Genomic DNA, 15277 nt, shown 5'->3' with positions numbered 1-15277 from the left:
ATTTTCTTTTCCGCCCCAGCTTTCAGGATTATCCCTTAGTATGTTGAAAAAATTTCGTGGCATGTTTTCCAATGACTTGTCCATTGACCTGGGTACTGCGAATACCCTCATTTATGTAAAAGGACAAGGCATCGTATTGAATGAGCCTTCTGTGGTGGCTATTCGTCAGGATCGTGCCGGTTCACCGAAAAGCGTAGCTGCAGTAGGTCATGACGCGAAGCAGATGCTGGGCCGTACGCCGGGCAATATTGCTGCCATTCGCCCAATGAAAGATGGCGTTATCGCTGATTTCTTCGTGACTGAAAAGATGCTCCAGCACTTTATCAAACAAGTGCACAGCAACAGCTTTATGCGTCCAAGCCCGCGAGTTCTGGTTTGTGTGCCGGTTGGCGCTACCCAGGTTGAGCGTCGTGCTATTCGTGAATCCGCGCAGGGCGCAGGCGCCCGCGAAGTATTCCTGATTGAAGAACCGATGGCAGCAGCAATCGGTGCCGGCTTGCCGGTATCTGAAGCAACCGGCTCCATGGTGGTTGATATCGGTGGTGGTACTACTGAAGTTGCTGTTATCTCTCTGAACGGTGTAGTTTACTCCTCTTCTGTACGTATTGGCGGTGACCGCTTCGACGAAGCGATCATCAACTACGTTCGTCGTAACTACGGTTCTCTGATCGGTGAAGCGACTGCAGAACGTATCAAACACGAAATCGGTTCTGCTTATCCGGGCGATGAAGTCCGTGAAATCGAAGTTCGTGGCCGTAACCTGGCAGAAGGCGTGCCACGCGGCTTTACATTGAATTCCAACGAAATCCTCGAAGCGCTGCAAGAACCGCTGACCGGCATCGTTAGCGCGGTGATGGTTGCGCTGGAGCAGTGCCCGCCGGAACTCGCTTCCGACATTTCCGAGCGCGGAATGGTGCTCACTGGCGGTGGTGCGCTGCTGCGTAACCTTGACCGTTTGTTAATGGAAGAAACCGGCATTCCAGTTGTTGTTGCTGAAGACCCGCTGACCTGTGTGGCACGCGGTGGCGGCAAAGCACTGGAAATGATCGACATGCACGGCGGCGACCTGTTCAGCGAAGAGTAATCGGATGCAGGCAGGGGGAACATCTGTTTGCCCTGCCTGGTCTGATACGAGAATACGCATAACTTATGAAGCCAATTTTTAGCCGTGGCCCGTCGCTACAGATTCGCCTTATTCTGGCGGTGCTGGTGGCGCTCGGCGTTATTATTGCCGACAGTCGCCTGGGGATGTTTAGTCAAATCCGTACCTATATGGATACCGCCGTCAGTCCTTTCTACTTTGTTTCCAATGCTCCTCGAGAATTGCTGGATGGCGTATCACAGACGCTGGCCTCGCGTGATCAACTAGAACTTGAAAACCGGGCGTTACGTCAGGAATTGCTGTTGAAAAACAGCGAACTGCTGATGCTTGGACAATACAAACAGGAGAACGCGCGCCTGCGCGAGCTGCTGGGTTCTCCGTTGCGCCAGGATGAGCAAAAGATGGTGACCCAGGTTATCTCTACGGTTAACGATCCGTATAGCGATCAAGTCGTTATCGACAAAGGCAGCGTTAACGGAGTTTATGAAGGCCAGCCGGTCATCAGCGACAAAGGTGTTGTTGGCCAGGTGGTGGCGGTCGCCAAACTGACCAGCCGCGTGTTGCTGATTTGCGACGCGACCCATGCACTGCCAATTCAGGTACTCCGTAATGATATCCGCGTAATTGCTGCGGGTAACGGTTGTACTGATGATTTACAACTTGAGCACCTGCCAGCGAATACTGATATTCGTGTTGGCGATGTATTGGTGACATCTGGTCTTGGTGGACGCTTCCCGGAAGGTTATCCGGTGGCGGTCGTCTCTTCTGTGAAACTCGATACCCAGCGCGCTTATACCGTGATCCAGGCGCGTCCGACTGCGGGACTGCAACGTTTGCGTTATCTGCTGCTGCTGTGGGGCGCAGATCGTAACGGCGCTAACCCGATGACGCCGGAAGAGGTGCATCGCGTTGCTAATGAACGTCTGATGCAGATGATGCCGCAGGTATTGCCTTCGCCAGACGCGATGGGGCCAAAGTTACCTGAACCGGCAACGGGGATCGCTCAGCCGACTCCGCAGCAACCGACGACAGGAAATGCAGCTACTGCGCCTGCTGCGCCGACACAGCCCGCTGCTAACCGCTCTCCACAAAGGGCTACGCCGCCGCAAAGTGGTGCTCAACCGCCTGCACGTGCGCCAGGAGGGCAATAGTGGCGAGATATCGTAGCCAGGGGCGCTGGGTTATCTGGCTCTCTTTCCTCATCGCCTTGTTACTACAAATTATGCCCTGGCCGGATAATCTCATCGTTTTCCGGCCAAACTGGGTATTGCTCATCTTGCTGTATTGGATCCTGGCCTTGCCCCATCGCGTAAATGTGGGCACAGGTTTTGTGATGGGTGCCATACTGGATCTGATCAGTGGCTCTACGCTCGGTGTCCGGGCGTTGTCGATGAGTATCATTGCTTATCTGGTAGCACTGAAATTCCAGCTTTTCCGCAACCTGGCATTATGGCAGCAGGCGCTGGTCGTCATGTTGCTTTCGCTGGTAGTGGATATTATTGTTTTCTGGGCAGAGTTTTTAGTGATCAACGTCTCTTTCAGACCCGAAGTGTTCTGGAGTAGTGTAGTCAATGGTGTGCTCTGGCCGTGGATTTTCTTGCTGATGCGCAAAATCCGTCAGCAGTTTGCAGTGCAATAAAGGTTTCTATGACTTCTCTGTATTTAGCTTCCGGTTCTCCGCGTCGTCAGGAGTTACTTGCGCAACTTGGCGTGACCTTTGAACGTATTGTTACGGGCATTGAGGAACAGCGCCATCCGCAGGAGAGCGCGCAGCAGTATGTTATGCGTCTGGCGCGTGAGAAAGCGCAAGCAGGTGTTGCTCATACTGCGCAGGATCTCCCGGTACTGGGAGCGGATACCATTGTTGTCCTGAATGGGGAAGTGTTAGAGAAACCGCGCGATGCAGAACATGCGGCGCAGATGTTGCGCAAATTATCGGGACAGACTCATCAGGTAATGACGGCGGTGGCGCTGGCAGACAGCCAGTACATTCTCGATTGTCTGGTGGTCACCGATGTGACGTTCAGAACGTTAACAGACGAAGACATCGCGGGCTATGTTGCCAGCGGTGAACCGTTAGATAAAGCAGGTGCATACGGTATTCAGGGGCTGGGTGGTTGTTTTGTCAGGAAGATAAATGGCAGCTATCACGCCGTAGTCGGCTTACCGCTGGTTGAAACGTATGAATTATTAAGTAATTTTAACGCACTGCGTGACAAAAGGGATAAACATGACGGCTGAATTGTTGGTAAACGTAACGCCTTCGGAAACACGAGTGGCGTATATTGATGGCGGTATTCTGCAGGAAATTCATATTGAACGTGAGGCGCGACGCGGAATAGTAGGCAATATCTACAAGGGTCGTGTAAGTCGTGTACTTCCGGGTATGCAGGCGGCTTTTGTAGATATTGGGCTGGATAAAGCCGCGTTTCTTCATGCATCCGACATCATGCCACACACCGAATGTGTGGCGGGTGAAGAACAAAAGCAGTTCACGGTGCGCGATATTTCGGAGCTGGTGCGTCAGGGACAAGATCTGATGGTGCAGGTGGTGAAAGATCCGCTTGGCACCAAAGGTGCGCGTCTGACCACCGATATCACGCTGCCGTCTCGCTATCTGGTGTTTATGCCAGGGGCTTCTCACGTTGGGGTTTCCCAACGCATTGAAAGTGAATCTGAACGTGAACGCCTGAAAAAAGTGGTCGCAGAGTATTGCGACGAGCAGGGCGGATTTATCATCCGTACTGCGGCGGAAGGGGTTGGCGAAGCGGAGCTGGCCTCCGATGCTGCCTACCTGAAACGCGTCTGGACCAAAGTGATGGAACGTAAAAAGCGTCCACAGACCCGTTATCAACTGTACGGCGAACTGGCGCTGGCGCAGCGTGTTCTGCGTGATTTCGCCGACGCTGAGCTGGATCGTATTCGCGTTGACTCGCGCCTGACTTACGAAGCGTTGCTTGAGTTCACTTCGGAATACATTCCCGAGATGACCAGTAAGCTGGAACATTACACCGGACGCCAGCCAATTTTCGATCTCTTTGATGTCGAAAACGAAATCCAGCGGGCGCTGGAACGCAAAGTAGAACTGAAGTCCGGCGGCTATTTGATTATCGACCAGACCGAAGCAATGACCACCGTGGACATCAATACCGGGGCGTTTGTTGGTCATCGCAATCTGGACGACACCATCTTCAATACCAATATTGAAGCGACGCAGGCTATCGCTCGCCAGTTACGGTTGCGTAATCTGGGCGGGATTATCATTATTGATTTCATCGACATGAATAATGAAGATCACCGTCGCCGCGTACTGCATTCGCTGGAACAGGCGTTGAGCAAAGACCGGGTGAAAACCAGCGTTAATGGTTTTTCGGCGCTGGGGCTGGTGGAGATGACGCGTAAACGCACCCGCGAAAGCATTGAGCACGTACTGTGTAATGAATGCCCAACCTGTCACGGTCGCGGAACGGTTAAAACCGTGGAAACCGTATGCTATGAAATCATGCGCGAGATTGTTCGTGTCCACCATGCTTACGACTCCGACCGTTTCCTGGTCTATGCTTCTCCGGCAGTAGCTGAAGCCTTGAAAGGCGAAGAGTCACACTCGCTGGCGGAAGTGGAAATTTTCGTTGGCAAACAGGTTAAAGTACAAATTGAACCGCTCTATAACCAGGAGCAGTTTGACGTCGTAATGATGTAAACAGATGCTGGGCCGCCATCCGGCAAAGGGTTTTTGAGTCACATTTTTAGCAGACAAGGAGTGACGGGTGAGGCGATTGCCGGGGATTTTACTGCTTACTGGAGCCGCGTTCGTTGTGATCGCTGCCCTGCTGGTTAGCGGCCTGCGTATTGCTTTACCGCATCTTGACGCCTGGCGTCCGGAAATCCTCAACAAAATAGAATCCGCGACTGGCATGCCGGTAGAAGCCAGTCAGCTCTCAGCCAGCTGGCAGAATTTTGGCCCGACGCTTGAAGCACACGACATCCGTGCAGAACTAAAAGATGGCGGCGAATTTTCGGTTAAACGCGTTACTCTGGCGCTGGATGTCTGGCAGAGCCTGTTACATATGCGCTGGCAGTTTCGCGACCTCACTTTCTGGCAGCTGCGTTTTCGCACCAACACTCCTATCACCAGCGGTGGTAGTGATGACAGTCTGGAAGCCAGTCACATCAGCGATCTGTTTCTTCGTCAATTTGACCATTTCGATCTCCGCGACAGTGAAGTCAGTTTCCTGACGCCATCCGGTCAGCGCGCCGAGCTGGCGATCCCACAACTCACCTGGCTGAACGATCCACGTCGACACCGTGCGGAAGGTCTGGTAAGCCTCTCCAGCCTTACCGGACAGCACGGCGTGATGCAGGTGCGCATGGATTTGCGCGATGATGAGGGGTTGTTAAGCAATGGTCGCGTCTGGCTCCAGGCGGATGACATCGACCTGAAGCCGTGGCTCGGTAAATGGATGCAGGACAATATTGCGCTGGAAACGGCACAGTTCTCCCTTGAAGGCTGGATGACGATCGACAAAGGCGATGTAACCGGCGGTGACGTCTGGCTGAAACAGGGCGGTGCCAGCTGGTTGGGCGAGAAGCAAACGCATACGCTGTCGGTGGATAATCTGACCGCGCATATTACGCGTGAAAATCCGGGCTGGCAGTTCTCTATTCCCGATACACGGATCACGATGGACGGCAAACCCTGGCCGAGCGGAGCATTGACGCTGGCCTGGATACCGGAACAGGACGTTGGCGGCAAAGACAATAAACGCAGTGACGAACTCCGGATTCGCGCCAGTAATCTGGAGCTGGCAGGCCTGGAGGGCATACGCCCGCTGGCCGCGAAACTTTCACCTGCACTGGGTGATGTTTGGCGCTCCACACAACCGAGCGGCAAGATTAACACTCTGGCGCTGGATATCCCGCTTCAGGCGGCAGACAAGACCCGTTTTCAGGCATCGTGGAGCGATCTGGCCTGGAAGCAATGGAAATTATTACCGGGTGCGGAACACTTCTCCGGGACGCTTTCCGGCAGCGTTGAAAATGGTTTGCTTACTGCGTCGATGAAGCAGGCAAAGATGCCTTACGAAACGGTATTCCGTGCGCCACTGGAAATCGCCGACGGCCAGGCAACTATAAGCTGGCTGAACAATGACAAAGGTTTCCAGCTGGATGGGCGTAATATTGACGTTAAAGCCAAAGCCGTCCATGCGCGCGGCGGTTTTCGTTACCTGCAACCTGCTAACGATGAACCCTGGCTGGGTATTCTGGCTGGCATCAGTACCGATGATGGTTCACAAGCCTGGCGCTATTTCCCGGAAAACTTGATGGGTAAAGACCTGGTTGATTACTTAAGTGGCGCGATTCAGGGCGGTGAAGCGGATAACGCGACGCTGGTTTATGGTGGCAATCCGCAACTCTTCCCCTATAAACACAACGAAGGTCAGTTTGAAGTGCTGGTGCCGCTGCGCAACGCGAAGTTTGCCTTCCAGCCGGACTGGCCTGCATTAACTAACCTTGATATTGAACTGGACTTTATTAACGACGGTTTATGGATGAAAACCGATGGCGTTAATCTGGGCGGCGTGCGCGCGAGTAATCTCACAGCAGTGATCCCTGACTACTCAAAAGAAAAACTGCTGATTGACGCTGACATTAAAGGTCCGGGTAAAGCCGTTGGCCCTTACTTTGATGAGACACCGCTGAAAGATTCTCTGGGTGCGACCCTGCAAGAACTCCAGCTCGACGGCGATGTGAATGCTCGCTTACATCTTGATATCCCGCTGAACGGCGAGCTGGTAACCGCGAAAGGTGAAGTGACGCTGCGTAATAACAGTCTGTTTATCAAACCACTCGACAGCACCCTGAAAAATTTGAGCGGTAAATTCAGCTTTATCAATGGCGATCTGCAAAGTGAACCACTGACAGCAAGCTGGTTTAATCAGCCGTTGAACGTGGATTTTTCCACCAAAGAAGGGGCAAAAGCCTACCAGGTAGCGGTAAACCTCAACGGTAACTGGCAACCGGCGAAAACCGGCGTTCTGCCTGAAGCGGTGAACGAAGCATTAAGTGGCAGCGTGGCGTGGGATGGTAAAGTGGGCATTGATCTGCCTTATCATGCTGGCGCGACCTATAACGTAGAGCTGAACGGCGATCTGAAGAATGTGAGCAGTCACTTACCTTCACCGTTAGCCAAACCTGCGGGTGAACCACTAGCGGTAAACGTTAAGGTTGATGGCAATCTCAACAGCTTTGAGTTAACCGGACAGGCTGGTGCGGATAACCATTTCAATAGCCGCTGGTTGCTTGGTCAAAAGCTGACGCTCGATCGTGCTATTTGGGCGGCAGACAGTAAAACGCTCCCGCCGTTGCCGGAACAAAGTGGCGTTGAACTCAATATGCCGCCGATGAATGGTGCCGAGTGGCTGGCCCTGTTCCAGAAAGGCGCGGCGGAGAGTGTCGGTGGTGCAGCGAGTTTCCCACAACACATAACGTTACGTACGCCTATGTTGTCACTGGGAAATCAGCAATGGAATAACCTGAGTATTGTTTCGCAACCGACGGCAAATGGCACCCAGGTGGAGGCGCAAGGGCGTGAAATCAACGCCACGCTAGCGATGCGTAATAACGCGCCGTGGCTGGCGAATATCAAATATCTTTATTACAACCCGAGCGTGGCGAAAACTCGTGGTGATTCAACGCCGTCATCACCTTTCCCGACAACGGAGCGCATTAACTTCCGTGGCTGGCCGGACGCACAAATACGATGCACAGAGTGCTGGTTCTGGGGGCAAAAATTCGGTCGCATTGACAGTGATATCACCATTTCTGGCGATACGTTAACGCTGACCAATGGACTGATTGATACTGGTTTCTCGCGACTCACTGCCGATGGTGAATGGGTTAACAATCCGGGGAATGAACGCACCTCGCTGAAAGGAAAACTGCGCGGTCAGAAAATTGATGCCGCCGCAGAATTTTTTGGTGTCACGACGCCAATACGCCAGTCGTCATTTAATGTGGATTACGATTTACACTGGCGTAAAGCACCGTGGCTGCCGGATGAAGCGACGTTGAATGGCATCATTCATACCCAACTGGGCAAAGGCGAAATTACCGAAATCAGCACCGGACATGCCGGGCAATTGCTGCGCTTATTGAGCGTTGATGCCCTGATGCGTAAGCTGCGTTTTGATTTCAGAGACACTTTTGGCGAAGGGTTCTATTTTGACTCCATTCGCAGCACCGCGTGGATTAAAGACGGCGTTATGCACACCGATGACACGCTGGTGGATGGCCTGGAAGCGGATATCGCCATGAAAGGGTCGGTAAATCTGGTGCGTCGCGATCTGAATATGGAAGCGGTTGTCGCACCAGAGATTTCTGCGACAGTGGGCGTGGCTGCGGCCTTTGCGGTTAACCCCATTGTCGGCGCGGCAGTATTTGCCGCCAGTAAAGTGCTGGGGCCGCTGTGGAGCAAAGTTTCCATTTTGCGTTATCACATTTCGGGTCCGCTGGACGATCCGCAAATCAACGAAGTGTTGCGCCAACCGCGTAAAGAAAAAGCGCAATGATTTGACGAGGGCGCGTAATTGCCCCAATCTCATATGATAATCGTTGCCAAAGGCCAACGAGCCGGAACATAACCGTAGGCCGGATAAGGCGTTCACGCCGCATCCGGCAGCCGTAAAAAATCCTCTACCGCAGTAACTAACGAGTAGCAAAAACGATGAGTCTGAACCTGGTAAGTGAACAATTGCTAGCGGCGAACGGCCTGAAACATCAGGACTTGTTCGCGATCCTCGGTCAACTGACCGAACGTCGCCTTGATTATGGCGATCTCTATTTTCAGTCGAGCTATCACGAATCCTGGGTTTTAGAAGACCGCATTATTAAAGATGGTTCTTACAACATCGATCAGGGCGTTGGCGTGCGTGCAATCAGCGGTGAAAAAACCGGATTTGCTTACGCTGACCAAATCAGCCTGCTGGCGCTGGAACAGAGTGCGCAAGCGGCGCGTACCATTGTGCGTGACAACGGCGATGGCAAAGTACAGACGCTGGGCGCGGTAGAGCATAGCCCGCTGTATACCTCGGTTGACCCGCTGCAAAGCATGAGCCGTGAAGAGAAGCTGGATATCCTGCGTCGTGTCGATAAGGTTGCTCGCGAAGCGGACAAGCGCGTACAGGAAGTGACTGCCAGCCTCAGTGGCGTCTATGAATTAATTCTGGTTGCGGCAACTGACGGCACGCTGGCGGCAGACGTCCGTCCGCTGGTGCGTCTTTCTGTGAGCGTTCTGGTCGAAGAAGATGGCAAACGCGAACGCGGCGCCAGTGGCGGCGGCGGTCGTTTTGGTTATGAGTTCTTCCTTGCCGATCTCGATGGCGAAGTCCGTGCGGATGCATGGGCAAAAGAAGCCGTGCGTATGGCGCTGGTCAATCTTTCTGCTGTTGCCGCACCTGCGGGCACCATGCCGGTAGTTCTCGGCGCTGGCTGGCCCGGCGTGCTGTTGCATGAAGCGGTCGGTCATGGCCTGGAAGGCGACTTCAACCGCCGTGGTACTTCAGTCTTTAGTGGACAGGTCGGGGAGCTGGTGGCTTCTGAACTGTGTACCGTGGTTGATGACGGCACGATGGTTGATCGCCGTGGTTCGGTAGCGATTGATGATGAAGGTACGCCAGGTCAGTACAATGTGCTGATTGAGAACGGCATCCTGAAAGGTTACATGCAGGATAAACTCAACGCGCGCTTAATGGGTATGAAGCCGACTGGCAATGGTCGCCGTGAATCGTACGCTCACCTGCCAATGCCGCGTATGACCAACACTTACATGCTGCCGGGTAAATCGACCCCGCAGGAAATTATTGAATCCGTTGAGTACGGCATCTATGCGCCGAATTTTGGTGGCGGTCAGGTGGATATCACCTCCGGCAAATTCGTTTTCTCCACTTCAGAAGCATATCTGATTGAAAACGGTAAAGTAACGAAGCCGGTGAAAGGCGCAACGTTGATTGGTTCCGGTATCGAAACCATGCAGCAGATTTCGATGGTTGGCAACGACCTGAAACTGGATAACGGCGTGGGTGTCTGCGGCAAAGAAGGGCAGAGTTTGCCGGTTGGCGTGGGTCAGCCGACGCTTAAAGTCGATAACCTGACCGTTGGCGGTACTGCGTAATCTATCCAGGCCGGTAAGCGTCGCATCAGGTATTGGTTGCCGGATGTGGTGCTTACCGACTTACGCACATAAATTACTTTTCTTTCCCGCGCCCGTGCATCTCCTGAAACAGCTTACCGACCTCAACAAAATAATCTGTCAGTGAGTTGATCACGACCTGCACCTTCAGTGGCAGCTTATCTTTTTCGGTATATAACGCATAAACCGGGCGTGGATCTGACTGGTAACGCGGCAGCAGGATCTCCAGTTCCCCGCGATTGATCTCGTTGATCACCCACATCAGCGGCACGTAGGCGATGCCGGCGCCTGCCGTCAGCCAGCGCACCAGCGTCATCGGATCATTTGTGACAAACCGTCCTTGCGGGATCAGTCGTGTTGAGATCCCTTCCGGTGCGATCAGTTCAAATTCATTGTCGGGTCGTACGCTGTATTCAAGCCATGAATGACTACTTAAATCGGCGGGTTTTTCCGGTATGCCGTATTGTGTGAGATAGCTTTTAGCTGCGCACACCACCATTGGCATCGCGCCCAGACGGCGGGAAAACAGGCTGGAATCCTGCAACGCGCCGACGCGGATCACCACATCCAGACCGTCGGCAATCAGGTCGGGGGCAGGAATTCCGGTAACCAGATTGACGCTCAAACCTGGGTATTCTTTCAGCATTTTTGCTGTCAGCCCGGCGAGAACATTTTGTGCCATAGTTGAAGAACAGCCAATGCGCAGCGTCCCGATGGGGGTGTTATTGAAGGCATACAGTTGCTCATGAACATCCTGCACTTCATGAAGCATCCGACGGCAGCCCTGGTAGTAAATTCTACCGGCTTCGGTCAGGCCAATGCTGCGTGTGCTACGGTTTAACAGCTTTACCTGCAACTCATCTTCCAGTTTTGACACTGTCTGACTGATGGACGAAACGCTCATCTGTAACTGTCTGGCGGCGGCGGTAAAAGAGCCAAATTCAACTACTTTGGCAAACACCGACATGCGTTTTAGTCGTTCCATTATTCACTCTGACTTAAAAGTGATTTAGATCACATAATATAGATAACAGCATAACAGTTACGCTAATATATTAAATATCAATCTACAGCAATGTTGCTCTCGCCCGGCTTTCCATGCCCTTCTCTGCGGCGACAGATGCTGAAAATAATAACGCCTGCTCTCTCTATACAACCAAGGTCAACATGAGTCTGTTTCCCGTTATCGTGGTATTTGGGCTGTCCTTCCCACCGATATTTTTCGAATTGCTTTTATCACTGGCGATTTTCTGGCTGGTGCGCCGGGTACTTGTGCCAACAGGTATCTACGACTTTGTCTGGCATCCGGCGTTGTTCAACACCGCGCTCTATTGCTGCTTGTTTTATTTGATATCGCGACTGTTCGTTTGAGGTTGAAGTGAAAACACTAATAAGAAAATTCTCCCGTACGGCCATCACGGTCGTATTAGTCATTCTGGCCTTCATCGCAATTTTTAATGCCTGGGTCTATTACACCGAATCCCCGTGGACGCGTGACGCACGCTTTAGCGCCGACGTCGTTGCGATCGCGCCGGACGTATCCGGACTCATTACTCAGGTAAATGTTCATGATAACCAGCTGGTGAAAAAAGGACAGGTACTGTTCACCATCGACCAGCCACGCTATCAAAAGGCGCTCGAGGAAGCGCAAGCCGATGTTGCTTATTATCAGGTGCTGGCACAGGAGAAACGCCAGGAGGCCGGACGTCGTAACCGTCTCGGCATACAGGCGATGTCACGCGAAGAGATAGACCAGGCCAACAACGTACTACAAACGGTTCTGCATCAGTTAGCGAAAGCGCAGGCGACCCGCGATCTGGCAAAACTGGATCTTGAACGCACAGTGATCCGCGCACCGGCGGATGGCTGGGTGACCAATCTCAACGTCTATACCGGTGAGTTTATTACCCGTGGCTCAACGGCGGTTGCGCTGGTGAAACAGAACTCCTTCTATGTGCTGGCCTATATGGAAGAAACCAAGCTGGAAGGGGTGCGCCCTGGGTATCGCGCAGAGATCACGCCGCTTGGCAGCAACAAAGTGCTGAAAGGTACGGTTGATAGCGTCGCTGCCGGGGTCACCAACGCCAGCAGTACGCGCGATGATAAAGGAATGGCGACTATCGACTCTAACCTGGAGTGGGTGCGTCTGGCGCAACGAGTTCCGGTACGTATTCGTCTCGATAATCAGCAAGAGAACATCTGGCCTGCGGGCACCACCGCGACGGTGGTGGTCACTGGCAAACAGGATCGTGACGAAAGCCAGGATTCGTTCTTCCGTAAAATGGCTCATCGCCTGCGTGAGTTTGGTTAATCACGATGGGTATTTTCTCCATTGCTAACCAACATATTCGCTTTGCGGTAAAACTGGCGACCGCCATTGTGCTGGCGCTGTTTGTTGGCTTTCACTTTCAGCTGGAAACGCCACGCTGGGCGGTACTGACAGCGGCGATTGTTGCCGCCGGCCCGGCCTTTGCAGCAGGTGGCGAACCGTATTCTGGCGCGATACGCTATCGTGGCTTTTTACGCATCATCGGCACATTTATCGGCTGTATTGCCGGGCTGGTGATCATTATTGCGATGATCCGCGCCCCTTTGCTGATGATTCTGGTGTGCTGTATCTGGGCCGGTTTTTGTACCTGGATTTCTTCACTGGTACGAATAGAAAACTCCTATGCGTGGGGACTGGCTGGTTATACCGCGCTGATCATTGTGATCACCATTCAGCCGGAACCGTTGCTGACGCCGCAGTTTGCCGTCGAACGTTGTAGTGAGATCGTTATCGGTATTGTGTGTGCGATTATGGCGGATCTGCTCTTTTCTCCGCGATCGATCAAACAAGAAGTGGATCGAGAGCTGGAAAGTTTGTTGGTCGCGCAATATCAATTAATGCAACTCTGTATCAAGCATGGCGATGGTGAAGTTGTCGATAAGGCCTGGGGCGACCTGGTTCGACGCACCACGGCGCTACAAGGTATGCGCAGCAACCTGAATATGGAATCTTCCCGTTGGGCGCGAGCTAATCGACGTTTAAAAGCGATTAATACGCTATCGCTGACGCTGATTACCCAGTCCTGCGAAACCTATTTGATTCAGAATTCGCGCCCGGAATTGATCACTGATACTTTCCGCGAATTTTTTGACACGCCGGTAGAAACCGCGCAGGACGTCCACAAGCAGCTCAAACGCCTGCGAAGAGTTATTGCCTGGACCGGGGAACGGGAAACACCTGTCACCATTTATAGCTGGGTCGCGGCGGCAACACGTTATCAATTGCTCAAACGCGGTGTTATCAGTAATACAAAAATCAACGCCACCGAAGAAGAGATCCTGCAAGGCGAGCCGGAAGTAAAAGTTGAGTCAGCCGAACGTCATCATGCGATGGTTAACTTCTGGCGAACCACACTTTCCTGCATTCTGGGCACGCTTTTCTGGCTGTGGACGGGTTGGACTTCCGGCAGTGGCGCAATGGTGATGATTGCGGTAGTGACGTCACTGGCGATGCGTTTGCCGAATCCACGCATGGTGGCGATCGACTTTATCTACGGGACGCTGGCGGCGTTGCCGTTAGGGCTGCTCTACTTTTTGGTGATTATCCCAAATACCCAACAGAGTATGTTACTGCTGTGTATCAGCCTTGCCGTGCTGGGATTCTTCCTTGGCATTGAAGTACAGAAACGGCGACTAGGCTCAATGGGGGCGCTGGCCAGCACCATCAATATTATCGTGCTGGATAACCCGATGACGTTCCATTTCAGTCAGTTTCTCGACAGCGCATTAGGGCAAATCGTTGGCTGTGTATTGGCGTTTATTGTTATTCTGTTAGTGCGGGATAAATCACGCGACAGAACCGGACGCGTATTGCTTAATCAATTTGTTTCAGCAGCTGTTTCCGCGATGACCACCAATGTCGCGCGTCGTAAAGAGAACCATCTTCCGGCACTTTATCAGCAGTTGTTTTTGCTGATGAATAAATTTCCCGGAGATTTGCCGAAATTTCGCCTGGCGCTGACGATGATTATCGCGCACCAGCGCCTGCGTGATGCGCCGATCCCGGTTAACGAGGATTTATCGGCGTTTCACCGACAAATGCGCCGCACAGCAGACCATGTGATATCTGCCCGTAGCGATGATAAACGTCGTCGGTACTTTGGGCAGTTGCTGGAAGAACTGGAAATCTACCAGGAAAAGCTACGCATCTGGCAAGCGCCACCGCAGGTGACGGAACCGGTGCATCGGCTTACCGGTATGCTCCATAAGTATCAACTGCGCTGACCGATAGTTAAGTTAAAACCGACGCCAAAAGCGTCGGTTTTTTCATGTCTATACTTAGCGATGAACGGCAGAACTCGCCGCGAAACGTGACGGTGGCAACAGATGAATATCTATACATTTGATTTTGATGAGATTGAGAGTCAGGAGGATTTTTATCGCGACTTTAGCCAAACCTTTGGCCTGGCGAAAGATAAGGTACGCGATCTCGACTCTCTATGGGATGTGTTAATGAATGATGTCCTGCCGCTACCGCTGGAGATCGAATTCGTTCATCTGGGAGAGAAAATGCGTCGCCGTTTTGGCGCGTTAATATTGCTGTTTGATGAGGCAGAGGAAGAGCTGGAAGGGCATTTGCGTTTTAATGTTCGTCATTAGCGCAAAAAAAAGCCCCCGAACCGGGGGCAATATCGTCGGACAAGACGATGAGGGTTTATTTGTACAGTTCAGCCGTAGCGTGCCAGGTGTCACCGCTACGAGCTTCAGTAATCTGGTAGGCCGTTGCGCCTTTTTCTTCCGCTTTTTTATTCAACATTTCACGCATATCCATCGGTGAAGACGCCACCCCGCTGACGGACACTGTACCGATAGCTTCACGGTTTTGCGCTTGTGCAGCATTAATGGAATCGGCAGCGAAGGCACCGAAAGAGAGAACAGAAAGTACGCTTAATACAGCAACAGTGGTTTTGATTTTCATGATTTTTACCTCGACATAATCT

Annotated in this window: 12 protein-coding genes and 1 pseudogene; 11 read left to right on the top strand and 2 right to left on the bottom strand. The window is 52.5% G+C overall.

The annotated features are described in order from the left end of the window. The first annotated feature begins 40 nt into the window (after nucleotides 1-40). The 7 genes from mreB to tldD all read left to right on the top strand — a co-directional run bounded on the left by mreB (nucleotide 41) and on the right by tldD (nucleotide 10271). Complete coding sequence (mreB, locus tag LG381_RS01740) at nucleotides 41-1084, top strand: rod shape-determining protein MreB (protein ID WP_000913396.1); 1044 nt, start codon at nucleotides 41-43, stop codon at nucleotides 1082-1084. A 65-nt stretch (nucleotides 1085-1149) separates the two neighbouring features. Then, on the top strand, nucleotides 1150-2253 hold the full coding sequence (gene mreC, locus LG381_RS01735) for a rod shape-determining protein MreC (RefSeq protein ID WP_000802526.1): 1104 nt from the start codon (nucleotides 1150-1152) through the stop codon (nucleotides 2251-2253). Beyond that, a complete protein-coding gene (gene mreD / locus LG381_RS01730; RefSeq protein ID WP_000135265.1) occupies nucleotides 2253-2741 on the top strand; it encodes a rod shape-determining protein MreD in 489 nt (162 codons plus the stop codon). Before mreC ends, mreD begins: the two co-directional genes overlap by 1 nt. 8 nt (nucleotides 2742-2749) lie before the next feature. Next, complete coding sequence (gene yhdE, locus LG381_RS01725; RefSeq protein ID WP_000203083.1) at nucleotides 2750-3343, top strand: nucleoside triphosphate pyrophosphatase YhdE; 594 nt, start codon at nucleotides 2750-2752, stop codon at nucleotides 3341-3343. Then, entirely contained in the window at nucleotides 3333-4802 is a 1470-nt protein-coding gene (gene rng / locus LG381_RS01720) for a ribonuclease G (RefSeq protein WP_000123197.1), read from the top strand. Before yhdE ends, rng begins: the two co-directional genes overlap by 11 nt. A gap of 67 nt (nucleotides 4803-4869) precedes the next feature. Next, nucleotides 4870-8670: an AsmA2 domain-containing protein YhdP gene (gene yhdP, locus LG381_RS01715; RefSeq protein WP_225761951.1), complete on the top strand. Its 3801-nt coding sequence runs from the start codon at nucleotides 4870-4872 to the stop codon at nucleotides 8668-8670. A 155-nt stretch (nucleotides 8671-8825) separates the two neighbouring features. Continuing rightward, nucleotides 8826-10271, top strand: coding sequence for a metalloprotease TldD (tldD, locus tag LG381_RS01710; protein ID WP_000055925.1), 1446 nt, complete (start codon nucleotides 8826-8828; stop codon nucleotides 10269-10271). 73 nt (nucleotides 10272-10344) lie between these two features. On the opposite strand, the gene aaeR is transcribed toward tldD, so the two are convergent. After that, on the bottom strand, nucleotides 10345-11274 hold the full coding sequence (gene aaeR, locus LG381_RS01705) for an HTH-type transcriptional activator AaeR (RefSeq protein ID WP_000440317.1): 930 nt from the start codon (nucleotides 11272-11274) through the stop codon (nucleotides 10345-10347). A gap of 182 nt (nucleotides 11275-11456) precedes the next feature. Here aaeR and aaeX point away from each other — a divergent pair, with 182 nt between their 5' ends. The 4 genes and pseudogenes from aaeX to LG381_RS01685 all read left to right on the top strand — a co-directional run bounded on the left by aaeX (nucleotide 11457) and on the right by LG381_RS01685 (nucleotide 14936). Beyond that, nucleotides 11457-11660, top strand: a complete 204-nt coding sequence (gene aaeX, locus LG381_RS01700) for a p-hydroxybenzoic acid efflux pump operon protein AaeX (RefSeq protein WP_000051841.1) — start codon at nucleotides 11457-11459, stop codon at nucleotides 11658-11660. A 7-nt stretch (nucleotides 11661-11667) separates the two neighbouring features. Beyond that, nucleotides 11668-12600 (top strand): p-hydroxybenzoic acid efflux pump subunit AaeA, encoded by a 933-nt coding sequence (gene aaeA / locus LG381_RS01695; protein WP_000854026.1) that lies wholly within the window; start codon nucleotides 11668-11670, stop codon nucleotides 12598-12600. A 5-nt stretch (nucleotides 12601-12605) separates the two neighbouring features. Beyond that, a pseudogene (gene aaeB, locus LG381_RS01690) lies at nucleotides 12606-14572 on the top strand (p-hydroxybenzoic acid efflux pump subunit AaeB). Between the two features lie 91 nt (nucleotides 14573-14663). Further along, nucleotides 14664-14936: a barstar family protein gene (locus tag LG381_RS01685; RefSeq protein ID WP_001029011.1), complete on the top strand. Its 273-nt coding sequence runs from the start codon at nucleotides 14664-14666 to the stop codon at nucleotides 14934-14936. A 55-nt stretch (nucleotides 14937-14991) separates the two neighbouring features. Here LG381_RS01685 and yhcN read toward each other — a convergent pair whose 3' ends face one another. Next, nucleotides 14992-15255 (bottom strand): peroxide/acid stress response protein YhcN, encoded by a 264-nt coding sequence (gene yhcN, locus LG381_RS01680; RefSeq protein ID WP_010345287.1) that lies wholly within the window; start codon nucleotides 15253-15255, stop codon nucleotides 14992-14994. Nucleotides 15256-15277: the final 22 nt, after the last annotated feature.

It is taken from the genome of Escherichia sp. Marseille-Q3837 (assembly GCF_916618735.1).
Lineage (GTDB): Bacteria > Pseudomonadota > Gammaproteobacteria > Enterobacterales > Enterobacteriaceae > Escherichia > Escherichia ruysiae.
This window is presented reverse-complemented; position numbering and strand designations above follow the sequence as displayed.

Coding starts and splice junctions, on each gene's coding strand:
- mreC (WP_000802526.1), top strand. CDS start 1,150: ATGAAGCCAATTTTTAGCCGTGGCCCGTCGCTACAGATTCGCCTTATT.
- mreB (WP_000913396.1), top strand. CDS start 41: ATGTTGAAAAAATTTCGTGGCATGTTTTCCAATGACTTGTCCATTGAC.
- LG381_RS01685 (WP_001029011.1), top strand. CDS start 14,664: ATGAATATCTATACATTTGATTTTGATGAGATTGAGAGTCAGGAGGAT.
- yhdE (WP_000203083.1), top strand. CDS start 2,750: ATGACTTCTCTGTATTTAGCTTCCGGTTCTCCGCGTCGTCAGGAGTTA.
- tldD (WP_000055925.1), top strand. CDS start 8,826: ATGAGTCTGAACCTGGTAAGTGAACAATTGCTAGCGGCGAACGGCCTG.
- aaeR (WP_000440317.1), bottom strand. CDS start 11,274: ATGGAACGACTAAAACGCATGTCGGTGTTTGCCAAAGTAGTTGAATTT.
- yhcN (WP_010345287.1), bottom strand. CDS start 15,255: ATGAAAATCAAAACCACTGTTGCTGTATTAAGCGTACTTTCTGTTCTC.
- aaeX (WP_000051841.1), top strand. CDS start 11,457: ATGAGTCTGTTTCCCGTTATCGTGGTATTTGGGCTGTCCTTCCCACCG.
- rng (WP_000123197.1), top strand. CDS start 3,333: ATGACGGCTGAATTGTTGGTAAACGTAACGCCTTCGGAAACACGAGTG.